This is a genomic window from Corynebacterium sp. CCUG 69979 (assembly GCF_024454095.1).
Taxonomy (GTDB): domain Bacteria; phylum Actinomycetota; class Actinomycetes; order Mycobacteriales; family Mycobacteriaceae; genus Corynebacterium; species Corynebacterium genitalium.
The window spans coordinates 24,068-41,103 of the sequence record NZ_JAGPZA010000006.1 but is presented as its reverse complement, the minus strand read 5'-3'; the positions used below and the strand labels follow the sequence as shown (position 1 = coordinate 41,103).

The window sequence follows — 17,036 nt, the reverse complement described above, 5'->3', positions numbered from 1 at the left end:
AGTTTGTCAACTTTTCCGCAGTGGCCGATCATTCCGGGCCTAAATCAGGCCCGGGCTCGCGCCGACCCCTAGATCTTGGACTTGGACTTCTCCAGCTCGTCGAAGATCTCCTGCGGGACGCGGTCACCCAGGGTCTTGAGGTATTCCTCACCCTCGGCGAATTCGGTCTCGAAGTCGGACGGGGTGACGGCGAGGGCCTCGCGGACATCCTCGATGTCGGTGTCGAGGCCGGTGAGGTCGAGGTCCTCGGCACGAGCGACCAGGCCGGCGGGGGTCTCGTCGGCGTCGACGCGGCCTTCGATACGGTCGACAACCCACTTCAGGACGCGGGAGTTCTCGCCGAAGCCCGGCCAGAGGAAGCGGCCGTCGTCACCGCGGCGGAACCAGTTGACCAGGAAGATGGACGGCATGCGGTCGCCGCCCTCGGCGCCGCGGTCGATCCAGTTCTGCATGTAGTCGCCGACGTTGTAGCCGATGAACGGGAGCATGGCGAAGGGGTCGTGACGCAGGGAGCCGACCTTGGCCTCCAGGGATGCCGCGGTCTGGCCGGAGGCCAGCAGCGCGCCGATCTGCGTGCCGTGGTTCCAGTCGCGGGCCTGGGTGACCAGCGGGACGGTGTCCGGGCGGCGACCACCGAAGAGGATCGCGTCGACCTTCACGCCCTCCCAGTCGTCGAACTCCGGGGCAGCGGCCGGGCACTGGGAGATCGGCACGCAGTAGCGGGAGTTCGGGTGGGCGGCCGGGGTGGTGGACTCCGGGGTCCAGTCGTTACCTTGCCAGTCGATGGCGTGGGCCGGAGCCTCGCCGTCCATGCCCTCCCACCAGACGTCGCCGTCGTCGGTCAGGGCGACGTTGGTGAACAGGGTGTTGCCCGGCTCCATGCTGCGCATGGCGATCGGGTTGGACTCGTAGTTGGTGCCCGGGGCGACACCGAAGAAGCCGTTTTCGGGGTTGACGGCGTAGAGGCCGTCGTCGCGAAGCTTGAGCCATGCGATGTCGTCGCCCACGACCTGCGCGGACCAGCCCTCGATGGTCGGGGTGATCATAGCCAGGTTGGTCTTGCCGCACGCGGACGGGAATGCCGCGGTGATGTGGTAGTTCTTGCCCTCCGGGTCGGTGAGCTTGAGGATGAGCATGTGCTCAGCCATCCAGCCCTCTTCACGTGCCATGACGGACGCGATGCGCAGGGCGTAGCACTTCTTCGCCAGGATGGCGTTGCCACCGTAACCGGAACCGTAGGACCAGATCTCCTTGGTCTCCGGGAACTGGGAGATGTACTTGGTGTCGTTGCACGGCCATGCGACGTCTTCCTCGCCCGGCTCGAGCGGAGCGCCGACGGAGTGCAGGCAGTGGACGAAGTCGCCGTCCGGGCCGATCTTGTCCAGGGCTTCCTGGCCCATGCGGGTCATGATGCGCATGGACATGACCACGTACTCGGAGTCGGTCAGCTGCACGCCCAGCTTCGGGTCCGGATCGGAGATCGGGCCCATGCAGAACGGCACGACGTACATGGTGCGGCCCTTCATGGAGCCGCGGAAGTGCTCGGTCATCTCGGCCTTGAGCTCGTCCGGAGCGACCCAGTTGTTGGTCGGGCCGGCACCGTCCTCGGTCGGCGTGGAGATGAAGGTGCGGGATTCCACGCGCGCCACGTCGGACGCGTGGGAGCGGGCGAGGAAGCTGTTCGGGCGCTTCTCTTCGTCGAGCTTGATCAGGGTGCCCTTTTCCACGAGCTCAGCGGCGAGGCGGTCCCACTCTTCCCGGGAGCCGTCCGCGAAAACCACGTTGTCCGGCTGGAACAGGTCTACTGCCTCGTTGATCCACGCAATCAGCTGCTCGTTCTCGGTGGGGGCCTGACCCTCAAGGCCCTTCACTGCGGTAGCCATGTACTCTCCTCACACTCGGCGGTTACTGTTCTCGGCGTTACAAAATGAACTTTTTGTTAACCCCAGCGTATCCGACGATCGTAGGATTCCGCTGGCAGTTGCGAACCTCGCATTTAAGCGCGTTGTTGGCACAGATTACACACCCCCGAAATAAGGTGGCGCCTAAATTTCGGGCTTTCACCAGCCATAGTGGACAATGTCAGCGTGACTGAATCTATTGGTGAACTTCCGCACGGCCGCCCTCCGCAGACTGAATTTGATACGGGGCTGGATTATCCGCGCCTCGGGTCGGTGACGTTCCGCCGAGGCACGCTCACTGAGAATCAGCAAGCGCTTTTCGACGAATGGTGGCCGCGGCTCGGCGTTGTTCTCGAAAACACCGAAGACGAGCAGCACATCAATTACGACGAGTGGTTCGGCCGCGCTGGGCACCCGACGGTGGTGGAGATTGGGTCGGGGACGGGGACGTCGACAAGCGCGATGGCTCCGCTGGAAGCGGACACGAACGTGATCGCCGTCGAATTGTATAAGCCGGGGTTGGCGAAGCTGCTGGGCTCGGTGGTGCGCGGCGGGATTGAGAATATCCGCATGGTGCGCGGTGACGGTGTGGAGGTGCTGGCGCGCATGATCGCGCCGGAGTCGCTCGACGGCGTGCGCATTTTCTTCCCCGATCCGTGGCCGAAGGCGCGCCACCACAAGCGGCGCATTATTCAGTCGGGGACGCTCAATCTCATTGCCACGCGGCTCAAGCCGGGCGGTGTGCTGCACGTGGCCACCGATCACTCCGACTACGCCAAATGGATTGATGAGCTGGTCAATGTAGAGCCAATGCTCGAATACAAGGGGTGGCCGTGGGAGAATGCACCCATATTGACGAACCGTCAAGTAATTACGAAGTTCGAAGGCAAAGGCCTGGATAAAGAACACGTTATTCGCGAATACCTCTGGGAAAAGAAAAATGAATGACCTCCACAACATGACCCACCCCTACGCGCCCGGCGCAGAGGCGGGTCCGGACAGCCTGCTGCTGGTGTGGGACGCCCCCAACCTGGACATGGGACTGGGAGCGATTCTGGGCGGGCGGCCCACGTCTTCGCACCGCCCGCGTTTCGACGCAATCGGCCGCTGGCTGGTCCACCAAGCCGAAGATCTTTCTGCCCGCACGGGCCGGCGCATCGAGCCGGAAGCCACCGTGTTCACCAACGTCTCCCCCGGCTCGGCCGACGTGGTCCGCCCGTGGGTCGAGGCGCTGCGCAATGTCGGTTTCGCGGTCTTTGCCAAGCCGAAGGCTGACGACGACTCCGACGTCGACGGCGAAATGATCGAGCACATCGAGCGTCGCCGCGCCGAAGGCGTGCTGCAAGGCGTGGTCGTTGCGTCCGCCGACGGCCAGAACTTCCACGAGCTTCTCGACGAGCTTTCCGCCGACGGCCTGCCCACCACCGTCCTAGGTTTCCACGAACACGCCAGCTGGGCAGTCACCTCCCCTGCCATCACGTTCGTAGACTTAGAGGACATTCCTGGCGTGTTCCGCGAGCCGTTGCCGCGCGTCAACCTTGACCAGCTGCCGGAGGACGGCGCCTGGCTGCAGCCTTTCCGCCCGCTTTCCGCTCTGCTCAACAAAGGTTAGGAGGCTTCTTGTTCTACACGTGGGGCCGCATCGCCTACCGGCACCGGAGGATCATCCCTGTCGTAGTCATCGCCATCATCCTGCTCATGCAGGTGTTGTGGGGCTCGAAGCTGGGCGACCGCCTATCGCAGGAGGGGTGGGAGGACCCGCACGCGGACTCCACCACCGCGGCTGTGATCGAGGAAGAGACCTTCGGCCGCGATAACGCCGGCGATGTGATCCTGCTGGTCACGGCAGAGCAAGGCGTGGCCTCCCCGGCCGTGTTCGACTCCGCCAAGACGCAGATTGACGCGCTGAAGAACCGCCCGGAAGTCGACCACATGGCCAGCTACTTCGACGCGAAGAACCCGCAGCTGGCTAACGCGACCGGCACGAAGGCCTTCACCGCAATCGGCCTGGCCGGCGACGGTGAGCAAACCTTGAAGGACTACCGCGCGCTCGAGGAGCAGCTCGAAGCGATCGAGGTCCCCGGCGCGACCGTCCAGGTCGCCGGCGCCACCGCTGTAGCCGATGCCCTTGACCAAGGCATGGCCGACGACATCGCCCGGGCCGAGCGCATCGGCCTCATCTTCGTGGCCGTCATCCTGCTGTTCGTTTTCGGCGGTGTCGTGGCGGCCGGCATGCCGCTGGTGGTGGGCATCTTGTCCATCATCGGCTCGATGTCGATCCTGTCTATTCTGGCGCAGTTCCAGCAGGTGAATGTCTTCTCCCAGTCCGTCATCACCCTGCTGGGGTTGGGTCTGGCTATCGACTACGGCCTGTTCATGGTCTCGCGCTTCCGCGAGGAGCTCGACCGGCGCGGCAACACGCCTGCCGATATAGAAGACGCCGTGGCGGAGACAACCACCACGGCCGGCAAGACTGTGTTTTTCTCCGCGCTCATGGTGGGCGTGGCCCTGTCCGGCCTACTCATGTTCCCGCAGGCCTTCCTCAAATCGGTCGCCTACGGCGCGATCTGCGCGGTGGTGCTCGCCGCCGTGATTTCGGTGACGGTGTTGCCGGCGCTGTTCGGGATGCTAGGACGCGGCATCGATAAGTGGTCGGTCCGCCGCGCCTCGCGCAAGGCCCGCAGGCTTGAAGACACCATCTGGTACAAGATCCCCGCCTGGGCAATGCGCCACTCTAAGGCTGTCATCGTTGCCGTCACGGGCGGATTACTGCTGCTCACCCTGCCGATCGTGGGTATCACCTTCGGCGGCATCAACGAGAGCTACCTCCCGCCCAGCAACGAGGTCCGTCAGGCCCAGGACGAATTCAACGAGGAGTTCCCCGCCTTCCGCACCGACCCCGTCAAGCTGGTGGTCACGGGCGCGTCGAACGAGGAGCTTGTCAACGTCGTCATGCAAACCCGCGGTGTGACCGGCCTGGCGTCCCCGCTGGCACCGTCCAAGCCGACGCAGGACGGCACGACGGTCCTGTCGGGCACGCTGGCGGACCGCAACGGCGGCCAAGACGTCGTCGATCAGCTGCGCGACATCGAGGCCCCGGAGGGCGTGGACCTCTATGTCTCCGGAACCCCGGCGATGGAGGTCGAGTCCATCGAGGCACTCCTGAACCGCCTGCCGTGGATGGCGCTGTACATGGTCGCGGCCACGTTCCTGCTCATGGCCGTGCTGTTCGGCTCGATGATTCTGCCGATCAAGGCCGTGATCATGAACGTCCTGGGCATTGGCGCGACCCTGGGCTTCCTCACCCTCGTCTTCGTCGACGGCGTCGGCTCGGGCCTGCTCGGATTCACGCCCGGGCCGCTGATGAGCCCGGTGCTCGTCCTCATCATTGCGATTCTGTACGGGTTGTCCACCGACTACGAAGTGTTCCTGGTGTCGCGGATGGTGGAGGCGCGGCACAAGGGGGCGTCGACAAGCGATGCCGTGAAATATGGAACCGCGCACACGGGCTCCATCATTACCGCCGCGGCGCTGATCATGATTGTTGTGGCTGCGGCGTTCGCGCTGAGCGAGATCGTGATGATGAAGTACATCTCCTACGGCATGATCATTTCGCTGGCGCTCGACGCGACGCTGATCCGCTTGCTGCTTGTGCCTGCGGTGATGCACGAGCTGCGCGAGGACAACTGGTGGGCGCCGCGCTGGGTGAAGAAGGTCTACGAGTCCTTCGGCGAGGGTTCAGACCCCACCCCGACCGCGCACACGCACCCGTACACGGGCGACATTCCCGTTAGCGGAACCGTCGCCGCGAACCGTCACGTGCGCTCCGGTGTCACCGTCGACCAGGACGCGGACCTCATCCCCTTCGACGAGCTGATGCGGCGGTTGAATGGATAAGCGGTGGATCGGATGGATTGCGCCAGTCGTCGTGCTGGCGGTCCTTCTGTTCGCCTTCCGCAACGAGCTGGACTTCCTCGGCGACGCGTTCACCGCGCTGCGCCACGCCAACCCCGCCCCCATCTGCGCGGCGGTGGTCACCTCGTTGCTCGCGATCGTGGCCATGGCCGCCGTCATGCGCATTTTGCTTATCGACGATGGCGTCCGCTCCACCCTCCCCAACTGCACCGCCATCACCCTGGCCAGTAATGCTTGGTCCACCTCCATTCCCGGCGGGCCCGCACTGTCCGCATGGCTGACCTACCGGGTGCATAGGTCCTGGGGAGCTTCGACCGGACGGTGCGGATGGTTCTTCGTCATCTCCGGGGCACTGTCCACCGTGTGGATGGTGGTCATCGGCATCGCCGCCGTGATCTTCCTCGGCGCGCGATTGTCGGTGTGGGCGCTTGTCGGCTCGCTCGTGGTGGCGCTGGTGGCCATTGGTCTGGTGTTCTGGGCGGCGTTCAACCCGGGTGTGCTGACCCGGTGGGCGCGGGTCCTTCCGCCGGCTGTTGAATTGCGGGTTCTGACCGTGATCAACCAGCTCTCCGCGATCCGCATGACGGTGCCCGAGTTTGTCGCCGCCGCGACGTTCTCTCTGCTCAACCAGCTTTTCGACGTAGCCACCCTCTACTTCTCCGTCTGGGCCGTCACCGCCGCCAGCGGTTTGTCCGCCCCCGGTTTCACCGCCGGCCCGGGTGAGACCACGATCCAGGGCGTCGCGCTGGCGTTCATCATGACCAAGCTCGCCGGTGCCGCCCAGATCACCCCCGGCGGCGTGGGCACTGTCGAACCTGTCGCCACAGCCTCCCTGGTGGCCTCCGGATTGACCCTCGTCCACGCCACCGCCGCGACGCTGGTCTACCGGATCATCTCTTTCGCCTTCATCACGCTCATCGGCTGGGTAATCTACCTGGTGGTCTACGCCGGAAAAGGCTTCATGCTCGGCAGGCCGCAGGCGAACGGGCCCGATTGAGGCGTCGCGGTACTCCCGCTCCCGTCGTGAGCACCCTGTGGTTCCCTAGCCCCTCGTGCTTGCTGCGCACGACGTAAGGAAGGGGTCTACAGTGGCAACTATGAGTGCTACTCCGGGCTTGCTCAATCTAGCGGGGGTAATCACAAATGCCGCCGCAAACACAGCGACGAGAATTGCCGGCGCCCCACGCATGGACGGACGGCGCATTCAGCCGGTGGGGTGGAATGCGCATCAAGGAAGCGTCGATACGCTCACGAGCAGCTTCGTTGCCGTGCCCGGCGGGCAGCGTGTGCGCTTAGCCAAGCGCACGTCGAATCTCTTCCGTTCGCGCGCTGGCGGCGGGACCGGTCTCGACGTCAGCGGCCTCGGGGGTGTCATCGAGGTTGACCCCGTCGCAAAAACTGCCGATGTGCAAGGAATGTGCACCTACGAGGACCTCGTCGACGCAACACTGCCGTTCGGGCTGGCACCGCTTGTCGTGCCGCAGTTGAAGACCATTACCCTCGGGGGCGCGGTGTCTGGAATGGGCGTGGAATCAACTAGTTTCCGCAACGGTCTGCCGCACGAGTCCGTCCTGGAAATGGACGTCATCATCGGGACCGGAGAGATCCTCACGTGCTCGCGCGAACGCAACGTCGAATTGTTCCGTGCCTTCCCGAATTCCTACGGGTCTCTCGGTTACGCCGTGCGGCTGAAGATCGAACTGGAGGAGGTTGCCCCGTTCATTGAGCTAAAGCATGTTCGCTACAGCGACCTAGACACGTTCCAGGCGGCGCTGGCGCAGCTGGCCACGTCGGGGGAGTGGGGAGGCCGCGACCTGCACGGTCTCGATGCCGTTGCTTTCTCCCCCGAAGAGCAGTACCTGGTACTGGCGTTTCAGGTTGACACCGCTGCCGGCACCTCCGATTACACCCGGCAAGGGATCTACTACCGCTCGATCCAACACCCGGAAGGCACGAAACACGACTACCTGACCATCCGCGATTACATCTGGCGTTGGGACACCGACTGGTTCTGGTGCTCCCGAGCATTTGGTGCCCAACATCCGCAGGTACGCGCGGTGTGGCCGCGGGAGCTACGGCGCAGCTCCTTCTACTGGAAACTGGTGGGCGCGGACAAGAAGTACGACCTCGAATACCGGTTTCTGAAGAAGCCGAAAGGTCTGCCCCGCACTGAACGAGTAGTCCAAGACATCGAGGTCACAGATGACCACGTCGCCGAGTTCCTCTCCTGGTTCTTCAGCGCCAGCGATATCGAACCGGTGTGGCTATGCCCGATCCGCCTGCGCGCAGGCGTGGAGGAACTCTCCGGGGTCGGATTCAGCGAATCCGAACCGTGGCCGCTGTACCCGCTCAAACCGGGAACCACATGGGTCAACGTCGGGTTCTGGTCAGGCGTGCCCGCCGACCACGTGTCTGACAAACAGGCACCGGGCGCCTTCAACAAGATCATTGAAGCGAAAGTCACAGAGCTGGGCGGGCACAAATCACTGTATTCGGAGGCGTTCTACAGCCGCTCCCAGTTCAAGAACCTCTATGGCGGTGATCTGCCGGAGCAGATGAAGCAGCGCTACGACCCAGAGCTGAGGTTCCCGGGCCTGTACGAAAAGACAATTGACAACGCATAGGAGGACACCATGATCACTGACAATCTGCACAGCTCTTTCACCCCCATGACCGTCGCAGAGATCGTGGACACCCTCTTCCCCACCGGCAACCCCTTCCGCTGGGAAGCTTTCGACGGATCGGCCACCGGCCCCGAAAACGCCGATCACACCGTGTGCGTGAGCAGCCCCGAAGGGTTGTCCTATATTGCCACCGCCCCGGGCGACTTAGGTCTAGCACGGGCGTGGGTGACCGGTGGACTCACCGTCGAAGGCGAGCACCTCGCGCACCCCTACGGCATTTTCGATGACCTGCGCACCCTGTACGACACTTTCGAGCGCCCCGATGTCGCCACCGGCCTGCGCATCGCACGCTCGCTGCGCTCCATGGGTGCGATACAGATTCAGCCAATCCCCGAAGCTGAGCAGGCGTCATGGCTCGAGCGCCGCGTGCGCCAAGGGCTATCCCGCCACTCGAAAGAACGCGACGCGGATGTCATCTCCTCCCACTACGACGTCGGCAACGAGTTCTACGAACTCTTCCTCGGCGATTCCATGGCCTACACTTGCGCCTACTATCCGACGCCTGATGCGAGCCTGGATGATGCGCAGGAGAACAAATTCCGCCTCGTGTTTGAAAAACTGCACCTCTCACCGGGCGACCGCCACCTCGACATCGGCTGCGGCTGGGGCAGCATGGTGCGTTATGCTGCCCGCCGCGGCGTGAAATCACTCGGAGTAACCCTGTCCAAAGAACAGGCCGAGTGGGCACAGGCCACGATTGAGGAGGAGGGCCTCGCCGACCTCGCGGAGGTCCGCTACCTCGACTACCGCGACGTCGACGAGACCGATTTCGACGCGATCTCATCGATCGGCCTGCTCGAGCACATCGGCGTGGACAATTACCCCTCCTACTTCGAGTTCCTTTCAGGCAAGCTTCGCGACGGTGGCGTCCTAGTCAACCACTGCATCACCTACCCCGACAACCACAAGACAAAGAGCGGCGAGTTCATGGACCGCTACATCTTCCCCGACGGTGAACTCACTGGCTCCGGCACCGTGGTCAAAAACATGCAGAATCACGGATTCGAGGTCTTCCACGAAGAGAACATCCGCCTCGACTACATGCGCACCCTCCGCGATTGGTGCGAGAACCTCAAGGCCAACTGGGATCGGGCCGTCGAGCTCGTCGGGGAAAACACCGCCAAACTCTGGGGAATGTACATGGCCGGTTCTGAATGGGGCTTCGAGCATGATGTCGTCGAGCTGCACCAAATCGTGGGCATCAAACTAGCTCACGACGGCTCACGCGCCGGCACTCCCGAACGCCGCTGGTGGAACGACTCCGTCTTTTAGCCCGCCCGCCGCATCTGGCAAGCAGCCTAGCTCCCCCCACATGTTTCGAACCGTTTGCATCGAGCAACACTGTTCAGGCCCATATTTGCCAGGCACGCAAACCGAATGCATGCCTTCAGGGGGCTAGAGTCGAGAACATGAAGATCACTAAGCCGACCGCCGTCGCCCTGGATTTCCTCGCTATCGCCATCTTCGCTCTGCTCGCCCGGTTGGCCCACCAGTCAGACGACATGCCGTTCAACGTTGCCGGCTGGGCCTCCACTGTGTGGCCTTTCGCTATCGGAGTCGCCCTAGGCTGGGTCATCGTGGAGTTTGGCCTGCGCACAACCGAACCGTCCGCAGACACTGGGACTACCAAAGCCACCGGCCACGGCCCTTTGATCTGGTTGGTCACCGTCGTCACCGGACTGGCTATCTGGGGTATCCGGAACCAGGCACTGCCGCACTGGTCTTTCGTCATCGTGGCGTGCGTGATGTCGGCGCTACTGATGTTGGGGTGGCGCGGCATCTCTGGCGTGCTCGCCCGATAGTAAGAGCGAACTAGTCGGCGACCTACGGAGAGTCACCGACTTTTCTTTTACATCCAATCTGCCTCGGATCTGACGCTGAATCGAGGCACAACAACGGCCCACGAACCCTATCCGTCATCCCCCCAGTGACCTCACCGCTTTCGACAAAGGGAAACCCCGCCGGTCAACGCCTTGCTGCGAACCGACGGGGATATGGGAAACAGGCGGGGATTTACAACCCGATGTCGAACTTGCCCTGCTGGACGTTCCGGACAATCCAGTTCAAGTAGTTGGCAATTTCAGCGACGATGTCGATTGCGCTGCTCAGCATGGAAAAACCTCCTGAAAGAGTTTGGGTAAAAGCATTACTCAATCTGTATCTCCGAGCGTGACCAAAACGTTACAGTTTCGGCGAAAAAGGGAAAAGACGCAGCGCAGCGATCTACAGCGGCCGGATTGCGTGCTTCTTCGGCAGGTCGTTTTCGTACTTGGTGGACAGCTGGCGCAGGGCGCGGCGCAACGTCAGACGGGTCTCAGACGGCTGGATCATCGCGTCGAGGTAACCACGCTCGGTCGCGACGTACGGGGAGGTCATGTTCTCCTCGTAGAAGTCCATGAAGACCTTCTTCATGTAAGCACGCTGGTTCTCGTCGTCAATCGCGGCGAGCTGCTTGCCTTGAATCATCACGGCCGCAGCGGCCGAGCCCATGACGGCGATCTGCGCGGTCGGCCACGCGAAGTTCAAGTCACCCGTGAGGTTCTTCGACCCCATCACGGCATAGGCACCGCCGTAGGCCTTGCGGACGATCAGGGAGATCTTCGGCACGGTGGCCTCCACAACGGAGAACGCGAGCTTCGCGCCACGGTGGATCAAACCGACCTTCTCCTGATCCACACCGGGCAGGTAGCCAGGAGTGTCCACGACGAAGACCAGCGGGATGTTGTAAGCGTCGCAGGTCTGGATGAACCGAGCACCCTTGTCAGCGGCATCGGCATCAATGCAGCCGGCGAAGTGCATCGGGTTGTTGGCTACGAAGCCGACAGGCCTGCCGTCGATACGCCCAATGGCGCAGATCAAGTTGGGGGCGTAGTTCTCTTGGATCTCCAGGATCTCTTCGTCGTCACCAAGCTGGACCAGCAGGTCCATCATGTCGTAGCCGGCGTTGGTGTCGTCGGGCATGAAGTCGTCGAGTGCGGAGTCGTCAAGGTCCTCGTCCGCTGGGGCCCAGACAACGGGCGGCTCGTCGAACGTGCTTGTCGGCAGGTGGCCAAGCAAGTCGCGGACGAACTCGAAAGCCTCATCCTCGCTGGTCACCGTCACGGTGACGTTACCGTTCTGCTCCTGCTGGACGGCGCCGCCGAGCTCGGCAGACGAAATCGCCTCGCCCGTGACCTCCTTGATCACAGCCGGGCCGGTGACGTACATCTCGGCCTGGCCCTCAACGGCGACAATGAAGTCCGTGGTCACCGGCGCATAGACAGCACCGCCGGCGGACTTACCCAGCATGATGGAGATCTGCGGCGAACGGCCCGACAGCGGCAACTGGCGCCGCGCGATCTCGGAGTACATCGCCAGCGACGTCACCGCGTCCTGAATGCGCGCTCCGCCGGAGTCCTGAATGCCGATGACCGGGCAACCGATCTTGATGGCGAACTCCATGACGTCGACAACCTTGCGGCCGAACGTCACGCCGACCGACCCGCCGTAGACAGTCTTGTCGTGGGCGTAAATGGCCACCGGTCGGCCGTCGATCCGTCCGTACCCCGTCACAACTCCGTCAGAATAGACCGCGTCCTTATCGCCGGGAGTGCGGGCCAGCGCGCCGGTTTCCACGAAGGATCCCTCGTCGAGAAGCGCCTGGATGCGCTGGCGCGGGGTGGTTTGGCCAGCGTCATCACGCTTCTTGCGCGCACGCTCGGAGCCGGGGTCCTGCGCACGCTCCAGACGTTCGCGCAGTTCAGCGAGTTTTTCAGCGGTTGTCATCTATCCACTCCTGCATATGCTTGCCGACGATCCCCACCGCCGGCTCATCCACCACCGCCAAGTGATCACCCGGCAGCTGAACGATGGTCAAGTCGTCCACGATAGCGGCCCAGCCACCATCCGGATCAATCTCCGCGTAGGCCGGCTCCAGCATGATCGCGCCCTCATGCATGCCCTCAGAACGGAACAGCAGGACGGGAACGTCGACATCCTTCCAGCGCTGCATGTCCACCTTCGCAAGAATCTGGTTGTCCACGAAGGAGGCACGCTGGTGCTCAAGCACACCCGCCGCCAGACCGTGCTGGGAAGCATCGGTCGTGGCCAAGAACTCGCCGAGCATGTTCAACAGCGCATCCTCACCAGCGGTGTCGAGCAGCTCGTACGGCACCTCGAAGTCCAGCCCGTAGGTGTCCTTCGCGAACTCCGCGTAGCGGTCCCAGCGGGCACGCACATTCTCCGGCGTGTCCGGCGTCGGGTTCGACGGCTGGGTGGTGTCCAACAGGGAGATGAACTTTACCTGCACGTCCGCTTCGCCGCGTCGTTTCAGCTCGTCGAGCTGAAACGCGATTTCGTACGCCAACGCACCACCGAAGGACCAGCCGCTGAGCACAATCGGCAGGCCTGCGGACAGTTCACGGATGTCCTCGATGTAGGCGGCAGCGCGCTCCTCGAGCGAGCCTTCGAGTCGTTCCAGCCCGTAGACCGGCACGTTGTCCGCTAGACGACGCGTCAGCGGCTGGTACACCGCATTCGACCCCCCAGCCGGGTGGAAGACGAAGACGGAGGGGGTGGTGTCGTCGGTACGCTCGCGCAGCACGCGGACGTTACCTTCGACGGGAGTTTCCAAGCCCTCGCGGACGATATTGGCCAACGGCTCGAGAGTCTCAGCTTCCTTGACCTGCTCGGCGGTGACCTCGATGCCGGAACGATCACTCAGGTGAGTGGCGATATCTGCCGCCTGCTCGTCCGTGATCGGATCCAACTCACTGGTCACACCCGCGGCAGCCGCGCCGGCGTACTTGGCCCACGCGCCGAAGACCATGCGCTCGGACGCGTCACGCGGGGCAACGCCAACGCCCTTCGCCTTCGCGGCGGCCTGGCTCGGATCGCGGTTCGGATCATTCTCCGCCATCGGCTGGGGCTCTTCGGGGCGGCCTTCGACCGCGTCTTCGACCATCGTGATCACGTCGGCAACGGAGGCGTCGCGAAGCGCCTGGAGCTGCAGCGGCGGAATCTGAAAGTCATTCTCCACGCGGTTCTTAATGCGCATACCCATCAGCGAGTCAAGGCCCAGGTCAATGAGCGGCAGCTCGACCGGGAGATCGTCAACGTCATAACCCATCGACTCAGAGACGATGGAGCGCAGGCGCTGCTCAACGGTCTCGGTGGCCGGGTCCCAGCGCACGGCGTCGATCTCGGAATCAGCCTTCGCACCGGCGATCATCTTCTCGCGGGCGGCGGCCATCTCGGGGGCCTCCGGGGCGTTGGTCACGCCCGGCAGGCTCGTCTCCGCGAGGTTGAGCGTGGACGCGAATCCTTCCGCGACCAGCACTGCCCCGTTGTAGACATGCACGGTGAGACCACCGAGAGAACGGCGGACCATTGTGGTCAGCTCGCCCGAAGCCGGTAGCGGCGCGCGCTCCTCTGCAGCAACGACGTGGGCATCCGGGTCCACGTCGGCCGCGGCGAGCTCCACCAACTGGATAGAGGAGAAGATCTGGTCGGCTGGGGTGGCGTAGGCGTAAGTGGCGTCGGGAAGCGACACGCGCGCACCCAGCGGACCGGAACCGGAACTGGACGGCCGTGCGTCAGTCCACAGCTCGTTGCGGTGGAACGGAGTGTGCGGCACGTCCGCGCGTGGACCGTCGCCCGCAAGCGCCGCGAAATCGACCGGCATGCCGTTCACGTAGAGCTTCGCGGCGAGGTCCAGCAGCGTCGCAACCTCGTTCTCCTTGCGCTTGAGGGAGAACAGCAGCTGCGCGTCGGGCTTGCCCACGGAGAACGCCGTGTTCATCATGCCCATGATCGCCACCGGGTTCGGGGAAATCTCCACCAGCGTCGTGTGGCCGGCGGCGAATGCGGCCTCGGTGGCGTCCTGGAACATGACCGGCTGGCGCGTCATGCGGACCCAGTAGTCGACGTCATGAATCGTCTCGCCCGCGTGGTGCGTGCCATCGACGGAGCCGAAGTGCGTGATGCTCAGCGGACGCGGCTGGGTGCCGGCGATTTCCGCAGCGAGCTCACCCAGGATCGGGTCGAGCATGCTCGTGTGGCCCGCACCGCGCACCTGCAGCTTGCGGGCGAACTTCGACTCTTCTTCCAGCGCTGCGACCAGGTAGTCGACGGCCTTTCCGGGGCCACCGACCGTCGTCATGCCCGGCCCTGCGTACACAGCAGGCTCCACGCCCTGAGCCTCGGGGTGCTTATCGACGAATTCCGTCAACTGCTCCCGGCTCAACTCCACCACCGCCATGGCACCCTCACCGTCCGTGCCGGCAACCTGCTGCTCGCCTTCACCCATGAGGCGGGCGCGGGCGCAGGCAATGACGATGGCGTCCTCGGCGGACAGACCGCCAGCGGCGTATGCCGCGGCCATCTCACCCATGGACATGCCCATCGTGGCGGCCGGAGTAATGCCGTAGCTGGCTAGCAGATCCGTCAGCGCGATCTGGATGGCGGTGATGGTGACCTGGCCGGTCTCTGTGTCATAGGTCTGCTCATCGTCCATGATGAGGTCCACCATGGACCAGCCGGATTCAAAGCCGACGACCTTGTCCAGCTCCTCGATGCGCTGGCGGAAGAAGACCGAGTGCTCCATAAGCGGCTTAGCCATCTTGCGGTGCTGCGAACCAAAACCGGAGTACACGAACACGGGGCCGCTAGTCTGCGGGGCATCCGCAGAGGCAATGCCCGGCGCGTTCTTGCCTTCAGCAACCGCACTGAGCCGTTTGACTGCTTCCTCGACGGAGCTCGCTGTGACGACGGCGCGGGAGCGGCCGTGGTTGCGCCCACCCAGTGTGCGCTGAACGGCGCGCAGATCCGTTTTCGAACTCAGCGTCTCGGCGATCGTCGCAGCCATGTCGCGGCGGCGCGACGGCAATAACCCGGAGACAGGGAGCAGGACCAGGTTGGGATTCTCCGGGTCGACCAAGCCGCCCTCGGCCGGGGCCTCGGAAGAGTCTGCCGACGTCGGGTAGTCAGCCGGGTCGAAGTCCGTGACCACGACGTGCGCGTTCGTACCGCCGAAGCCGAAGCCGGACACACCGGCAACGCGGCGGCCGGAGTACTGCGGCCACTCGCGGGGGTCCTCAACGACCTCGATGCGCGTGGCATCAAAGTCGATGTACTGGTTGCCCTCGGTGAAGTTTGCGCTCGGCGGAACAGTGTCATGGGTGAGGGCCTCGAGCACCTTGATCATCGCCACCACACCAGCAGCTGATTCAGTGTGGCCGATGTTGGACTTGGCGGAGCCAAGCAGAATCGGCTCCGCGAGCGGGCGGTTCGCACCGAGCACCTCGCCCAGAGCGGACGCCTCGATCGGGTCGCCGAGCGCCGTACCCGTGCCGTGGGCTTCAACAAGGTCGACGGTGCCCGGATCGACACCAGCGTCGGCATACGCGCGCAACAGTACGTCCACCTGCGCCTCCGGGTTCGGGGCGGTCAGCCCGTTGGAGTGGCCGTCCGAGTTGGTGGCGGAGCCCTTGATCACGGCGAGGATCTCGTCGCCGTCGGCAATCGCGTCCTCGACGCGCTTGAGCACGATGAAGCCGGCTGCCTCAGCGCGGACGAAACCATCGGCGTCGTCGGAGAACGCGGCGATGCGGCCGGACGGGCTAATCACTCCTAGCTCAGCGAACGCAGTGGAGATGAACGGGGAGGCGAGAATGTTCACGCCGCCGGCCAGGGCGAGGTTCGTGTCCCCGTCGCGCAGCGCGCGCACAGCGTGGTGCACTGCCACAAGTGACGATGAGCAAGCCGTGTCCACATTCATGGACGGGCCGCGGAAATCGAACGCGTAGGAAATGCGGTTCGGGATGATGGAGCTGGCCGTGCCGGTGAGCGCGTACGGGTGCGCTGCTGCTGGGTCAGAAGACACGAGCATGCCGTAGTCGTTTGAGGACGAGCCGACAAAGACACCGACGGGCGTACCGCGCAGCTCATTGGCTGGCTGGTGAGCATCCTCGAGAGCCTCCCACGCCAGCTCCAGCATGATGCGCTGCTGCGGATCCATGTTGGTCGCCTCCAGCGGCGACAGCCCGAAGAACTCGTTGTCGAAGCTGCGGATATCATCCAGGTAGCCGCCCTGGACGTTCTGTTCGCGCATCTTCGCGCTCATCACCGGGTCGGTGGAGTACTCAGACCAGCGGCCCGCCGGCAGGTCACCGGTCACGCACTGGCCCGCAACCAACAGGTCCCAGAACTTGTCCACGTCCGCCGCACCGGGGAACCGCCCCGCGCGGCCGATGATGGCGACATCTCCAGAACCGGTCCCGGCACGGCGGGTGGCCGGCGCGGATGTCGTCGACAAGCGTGCTTTCGGCGCGAGCAAACCTTGCGCCAACGCTTCCACCGTCGGGTACTGGTACGCGATGGTGGGGTCGAGCTTGGTGTCCAGGAGCCGCTCGAGCTCGCCGGAGAGGATGACCGCGTCGCGCGAGGACAACCCCAGGTTCTCCAGAGGCAGGGTCGGGTCGACGTCCTCAGCTCCCGTCGCGCCAGCAATCCACTGCTGCAGCCACGCTACGAGTTCACTCTCCGTCATGGGCACCTT

The 17,036-nt window shown here is 63.9% G+C and carries 10 protein-coding genes; 7 read left to right on the top strand and 3 right to left on the bottom strand.

Annotation, left to right across the window (positions count from 1 at the left end):
- Window positions 1–68: 68 nt before the first annotated feature.
- Complete coding sequence (locus KBX18_RS05180) at window positions 69–1,883, bottom strand: phosphoenolpyruvate carboxykinase (GTP) (RefSeq protein WP_255995104.1); 1,815 nt, start codon at window positions 1,881–1,883, stop codon at window positions 69–71.
- 189 nt (window positions 1,884–2,072) lie between these two features.
- Between KBX18_RS05180 and trmB the strand changes: the two genes are divergently transcribed.
- The 7 genes from trmB to KBX18_RS05145 all read left to right on the top strand — a co-directional run bounded on the left by trmB (window position 2,073) and on the right by KBX18_RS05145 (window position 10,302).
- On the top strand, window positions 2,073–2,849 hold the full coding sequence (gene trmB / locus KBX18_RS05175; protein WP_255995102.1) for a tRNA (guanosine(46)-N7)-methyltransferase TrmB: 777 nt from the start codon (window positions 2,073–2,075) through the stop codon (window positions 2,847–2,849).
- Window positions 2,842–3,513: an NYN domain-containing protein gene (locus KBX18_RS05170; RefSeq protein WP_255995101.1), complete on the top strand. Its 672-nt coding sequence runs from the start codon at window positions 2,842–2,844 to the stop codon at window positions 3,511–3,513. The genes trmB and KBX18_RS05170 overlap by 8 nt, the downstream gene beginning before the upstream one ends.
- A gap of 8 nt (window positions 3,514–3,521) precedes the next feature.
- Window positions 3,522–5,798, top strand: coding sequence for an MMPL family transporter (locus KBX18_RS05165; protein ID WP_255995100.1), 2,277 nt, complete (start codon window positions 3,522–3,524; stop codon window positions 5,796–5,798).
- Window positions 5,791–6,813 carry a YbhN family protein gene (locus tag KBX18_RS05160; protein WP_255995099.1) on the top strand — a complete coding sequence of 341 codons (1,023 nt, stop codon included), beginning with the start codon at window positions 5,791–5,793 and terminating at the stop codon, window positions 6,811–6,813. The genes KBX18_RS05165 and KBX18_RS05160 overlap by 8 nt, the downstream gene beginning before the upstream one ends.
- Window positions 6,814–6,913: 100 nt before the next feature.
- Window positions 6,914–8,440 carry an FAD-binding protein gene (locus KBX18_RS05155; RefSeq protein WP_370687225.1) on the top strand — a complete coding sequence of 509 codons (1,527 nt, stop codon included), beginning with the start codon at window positions 6,914–6,916 and terminating at the stop codon, window positions 8,438–8,440.
- A gap of 9 nt (window positions 8,441–8,449) precedes the next feature.
- The gene (locus KBX18_RS05150) at window positions 8,450–9,772 is read left to right on the top strand and encodes a cyclopropane-fatty-acyl-phospholipid synthase family protein (RefSeq protein WP_255995098.1); all 1,323 of its coding nucleotides are present in this window, start codon (window positions 8,450–8,452) and stop codon (window positions 9,770–9,772) included.
- A gap of 137 nt (window positions 9,773–9,909) precedes the next feature.
- Complete coding sequence (locus KBX18_RS05145; protein ID WP_255995097.1) at window positions 9,910–10,302, top strand: DUF3054 domain-containing protein; 393 nt, start codon at window positions 9,910–9,912, stop codon at window positions 10,300–10,302.
- Between the two features lie 421 nt (window positions 10,303–10,723).
- Here the strand turns inward: KBX18_RS05145 and KBX18_RS05140 are convergent, their stop codons facing one another.
- Window positions 10,724–12,265, bottom strand: coding sequence for an acyl-CoA carboxylase subunit beta (locus KBX18_RS05140; protein ID WP_255995096.1), 1,542 nt, complete (start codon window positions 12,263–12,265; stop codon window positions 10,724–10,726).
- Entirely contained in the window at window positions 12,252–17,027 is a 4,776-nt protein-coding gene (gene pks13, locus KBX18_RS05135) for a polyketide synthase Pks13 (protein WP_255995095.1), read from the bottom strand. The genes KBX18_RS05140 and pks13 overlap by 14 nt, the downstream gene beginning before the upstream one ends.
- Window positions 17,028–17,036 lie beyond the last annotated feature (9 nt).

Excerpts from the sequence above, each read along its gene's own strand:
- KBX18_RS05180 (WP_255995104.1), bottom strand. The coding sequence starts at position 1,883 with ATGGCTACCGCAGTGAAGGGCCTTGAGGGTCAGGCCCCCACCGAGAAC.
- KBX18_RS05150 (WP_255995098.1), top strand. The coding sequence starts at position 8,450 with ATGATCACTGACAATCTGCACAGCTCTTTCACCCCCATGACCGTCGCA.
- KBX18_RS05160 (WP_255995099.1), top strand. The coding sequence starts at position 5,791 with ATGGATAAGCGGTGGATCGGATGGATTGCGCCAGTCGTCGTGCTGGCG.
- KBX18_RS05145 (WP_255995097.1), top strand. The coding sequence starts at position 9,910 with ATGAAGATCACTAAGCCGACCGCCGTCGCCCTGGATTTCCTCGCTATC.
- KBX18_RS05140 (WP_255995096.1), bottom strand. The coding sequence starts at position 12,265 with ATGACAACCGCTGAAAAACTCGCTGAACTGCGCGAACGTCTGGAGCGT.
- KBX18_RS05170 (WP_255995101.1), top strand. The coding sequence starts at position 2,842 with ATGAATGACCTCCACAACATGACCCACCCCTACGCGCCCGGCGCAGAG.
- pks13 (WP_255995095.1), bottom strand. The coding sequence starts at position 17,027 with ATGACGGAGAGTGAACTCGTAGCGTGGCTGCAGCAGTGGATTGCTGGC.
- KBX18_RS05155 (WP_370687225.1), top strand. The coding sequence starts at position 6,914 with ATGAGTGCTACTCCGGGCTTGCTCAATCTAGCGGGGGTAATCACAAAT.